The sequence below is a fragment of the Mesorhizobium sp. M0968 genome (assembly GCF_040319065.1).
GTDB lineage: Bacteria > Pseudomonadota > Alphaproteobacteria > Rhizobiales > Rhizobiaceae > Mesorhizobium.
Window position 1 is genome coordinate 1 of sequence record NZ_JAMYNL010000070.1, and the last position, 3,625, is coordinate 3,625.

3 protein-coding genes and 1 pseudogene are annotated in these 3,625 nt (G+C 61.2%); 1 reads left to right on the forward strand and 3 read right to left on the reverse strand.

Annotated features, from left to right (window positions below; all coding sequences use genetic code 11):
- The first annotated feature begins 335 nt into the window (after positions 1–335).
- A complete protein-coding gene (locus tag NKH67_RS33775; protein ID WP_502893851.1) occupies positions 336–737 on the forward strand; it encodes an RES domain-containing protein in 402 nt (133 codons plus the stop codon).
- On the opposite strand, the pseudogene NKH67_RS33780 reads toward NKH67_RS33775, so the two are convergent.
- The 3 genes and pseudogenes from NKH67_RS33780 to NKH67_RS33790 form a co-directional block, all read right to left on the reverse strand.
- A pseudogene (locus tag NKH67_RS33780) lies at positions 678–1,399 on the reverse strand (tyrosine-type recombinase/integrase); the annotation flags it as partial. The gene NKH67_RS33775 and the pseudogene NKH67_RS33780 sit on opposite strands and share 60 nt — an antisense overlap.
- 198 nt (positions 1,400–1,597) lie before the next feature.
- Positions 1,598–2,281 carry an RES family NAD+ phosphorylase gene (locus NKH67_RS33785; protein ID WP_352475100.1) on the reverse strand — a complete coding sequence of 228 codons (684 nt, stop codon included), beginning with the start codon at positions 2,279–2,281 and terminating at the stop codon, positions 1,598–1,600.
- Entirely contained in the window at positions 2,274–3,059 is a 786-nt protein-coding gene (locus tag NKH67_RS33790) for a hypothetical protein (RefSeq protein ID WP_352475101.1), read from the reverse strand. Before NKH67_RS33790 ends, NKH67_RS33785 begins: the two co-directional genes overlap by 8 nt.
- Positions 3,060–3,625 lie beyond the last annotated feature (566 nt).

Consider the following 3,625-nt stretch of genomic DNA (forward strand, 5'->3'; position numbering starts at 1 on the left):
TCACCATGGGCTTCCATCCTTCGAAAGCCCGGCTTCCAAGTCAATTCTGCTTGTTCACCCTGTCCGGTCCGAGGGGCGCACTCCACTTTTGGGGAAAATTCGAGCGGCATTGACAGATTCTGGGCGCTATATCGCATAGCGGCGTGTCCCACATACGGCTATCTCGCGCATCAGCTTCGCCAGACCGGCCGGGAGGGCGAGGCGCCGGAGCCGTGCTCCTGGTGGGCGAGGCGGCAGCCAGCCGCCTTGACCTCGTCGGGCGTCGGTCGCCCGATCCTCGGTCGAGACGCGGGGATCGCCAATGGGCGGCCGATCGGGAGAACTGGACGTTGTGCGTGCATTTGGCCGGTTTCGGGGGCGACATTGTCGATCTGAGGACGGCGCAAGGCCAGGCCGACGCCCAGTTCGAAGATATGGCTTGTGCCTGGATGGATTTTCTCGCCGATGGCAAACGGCCGCCGTCATGGAGCATCCACGACCGCTTGGTTGCTGAAGGCAAGTTCGGCATTCTCGTGCCCAGCTTCGCCCCAGGTGCCGGCACATCCGATCAGAACCTCGTGCTATGGAGCTGGGGCGAGGGGCTCCCGCACCAGGTCAAGGTGATCGATCCGGAAGGCCGGCTGCCTCGGAACCAATTGTCTGGAGCTAACGCCGCAAGGGTCGGATCGAATTGCGACTCAGGCGATTATCCGCGCCGCCCGCGCGAGCGTGCGTTCCGCGTCATTGTAATAGTTTGAGGCCTGCTGCGCGGAGCGATGCTGCGACTGCTGCATGGCTTCGGGCAGCGGAATACCGCGGCGTGCGATTTCGGTGAGATAGCCGGAGCGCAAGCTGTGGGCGGAGAAGGCTTCCGGATCGAGCGCCCGGCCTCGGCGGTGCGCCGCTTCAGGATCAGATTGACGGCCTGCGGCGTCAGGACGCGCGCTTCGAGATTGCCCCAGTGGTCGATGCCGCCAAACACGACGCGGTCGCTGATCCTGGCGCGTTCCAGCCAGTCCTTCAAGACCAGCACAGGCCGGCCGACGAGCAGCACGAAAGCGTCGCTGTCGGCTTGCGTCGTCTCTGTGCGGCCGAGCCGTATCGACAGGCACGGCAATTTATCGCCGCCGGGAGCGTTGGGATCGGCCGGAACCGGGTCTTCGTCGACCAGCTGTTCGACGCGAAGAGCAGAAATTTCGCTGCGACGCCGGCCGCTGCAGGCGAAGGCCGTGATGAGAATCGCGCGATCCCCGACGTCGACGAGACGGTCACCGGCGCATGTTTCAAGAGGGCGGCCAGAATATCGGCGGTCACAGCCTTCCTGCTCTTGCGGCCGCGGATGGGCCTGGCGCGCACCGCCAGTTTGATCGCGCTCTGCAGGCCCCGGGGCTGCAAAATTTCCGCGCAAACCGCGCCATTGAATCACGTCGAACAGCTCGACAGCCGCCAGCGCACGGCGCATACGGACGGCTTTTACCCGCAACAGTCCCTCCGCCTTCGGCGCGGCCATGACCGCAACGGCACACTCTGATCAGACGGTTGCCGGAAGGCGCGGCTGGGGAGGTCAGCGACTACCTCGTTGCTGCCCCCAGAATTGCCATGATCTCCTGTCCCGCCATCAGAAGCTGATGCCTACGATCTTTACGCCGATACGATCGGCGAGTTCGAGCAATTCGGAATAGACGTCAGAAACCCCGGTCAAATCGAGCGACACGCCGGACTGCACCAACGTCCTTGCCGGAATTCGATCGCCAAACAGCATCACGGCGAGAGCCCGGTCGTCCTGCCGAGAAATCCAGCAAAGTCCCTGGATATCTGGGCATTGTACGTGAATGGCTTCAGCCCAGGGGCGTGTTGCTGGGTAGCGGTCCTTCTCGGTGTCGATGATCTGGCTGCGCTTGATGCCGAGGTTCCTCAGCGCTGTGACGCTCAGATCAGCCAAGACCAATTCGCCCTGCGGCGCCACCTGCGAATAGACTTGATCCGCCAGTTTCACCTTGTCGTAGGTCTTCAGGCCCGGCGCGAATGGCACATCGTGGAAGACGGTTTCCATCGCCGCGCAGTCAAAGGTCGTGCCGCCGTACAGAGTTGGGATATTGGCCCCAGTTGCATTCTTGATCGGGCTGAAACGGGCATTGCCTTTCAGGCCTGGATTGAACTCGACGCCGGCATAGAGATTCAAATGGATACGATGGATAACTTGGTCCGCCGGCCATATCGTTCGGGTGATGATATCCTGCAAATCGTGCGATGGAACGGGAACTGGAGTCCCAGGTCCCCGTCCAATCTTTGATTTAGCCATGGAGTGCGCCTACCAACTCATCCTCGGCGGCTGCAAGAACGCGCTCGGGTTGCGCAGGGAGCACATCTTGCGGACGCTTGCCCCCAAGGAAGCTATTGACCGATGCAAACCAATAGGCGAGTCCCCAGTCGTCCTTTTTCTCGTGTAAGACGCTCAGAACCTTAGCGAGCGTTTTGATAGGCCGATATCCAGCGGCGGAATCCAGAGCATACCCAGGGAAATAGTCTACGCCCCGATGCCGAACCGCAAAGATCTGGCCTTCTTTCTTCCACTTGTGTGGCTGCGCACTCGGGTTGCTTGTGCTGAATCCAGCCATTTTGGCGATTTGGGGAGCGGTCAGCCAATCGCCGCTCTCCAGCACTGCCTTTCTCGCCTCGGCCGTCATCCGCGCCTCGACAAGCATGTACTGCGGGGGCGGCACCTGAGGGACCAGGGCCTCGATTATTGAGTTAATGGCTTCACGTTGGCGACTCATCAGGATGGTACGGACCAGAGGCGCGATGCTGACGACCGTGTCCGCAAGGGCGCGAACTGCAGGTTCACTCCCATGCTCGAACGTTAGTGCTATGACTTGCTCCGCAGTCAGCCGATCAAGTTGGTCACCAACCTCCTTCGGAGTTCCGGTGAGCGCGCCAAATCCCGATAGCTCAATGGTGTCATTGGTATGTGCCATAATATTCCACTCCGCTGGGTTGGTGAGGATGATTACATATATAGCACGATAACCTATCTCATCAAGTGGTGTTGCTGCGATGCTCTCGGACGCCTGGGAAGACATCAGTCCACTCCAGCATCAACCCTGGCTCGGCACCCTCTAGTCGCTCGCATGCTGCGGCAGCGCCGCAAGACCACGGCCCCACCTGCTGGCATTTATCGACGCCTTTACGGAAGCCACCGCGCTCGGCCTCAAGGAACATGACCGGCCGGCGCTGGCGCGGGAACAGATGCTGCGCCGCACCAGGAGCCGGCGCGGCAACTCGAAGCTGCCTCCGCATAATCCATTCCAGCAGATCCGCATCGAGCGTCGCGTGCCTCCCGCCGTGGCAGATACCTCGATACTGTCGCCTTACTCTTGAGCTGCTCAGACATCGCCGGCGTCAAATTCACCAATGGTGTCGCACAGTCCGCGACACCGGCACGCGCGGCCTCGTCGAGGAATTCCGCACGTATGGGCATGTATGGGGGCCTGTCGGGCCGCGACATCTACTTAATGTCTACTTTAGACAGTCGCCCCGACCATAACTTTTGATAACAGGTCAGGGTCGCGGGATGCCGAGCCGCTTGAAATACCGAGTTGTGCGGGTGCTCGCGATCGTCCCGCCTCAACCGCGCAAGTGCGCCATC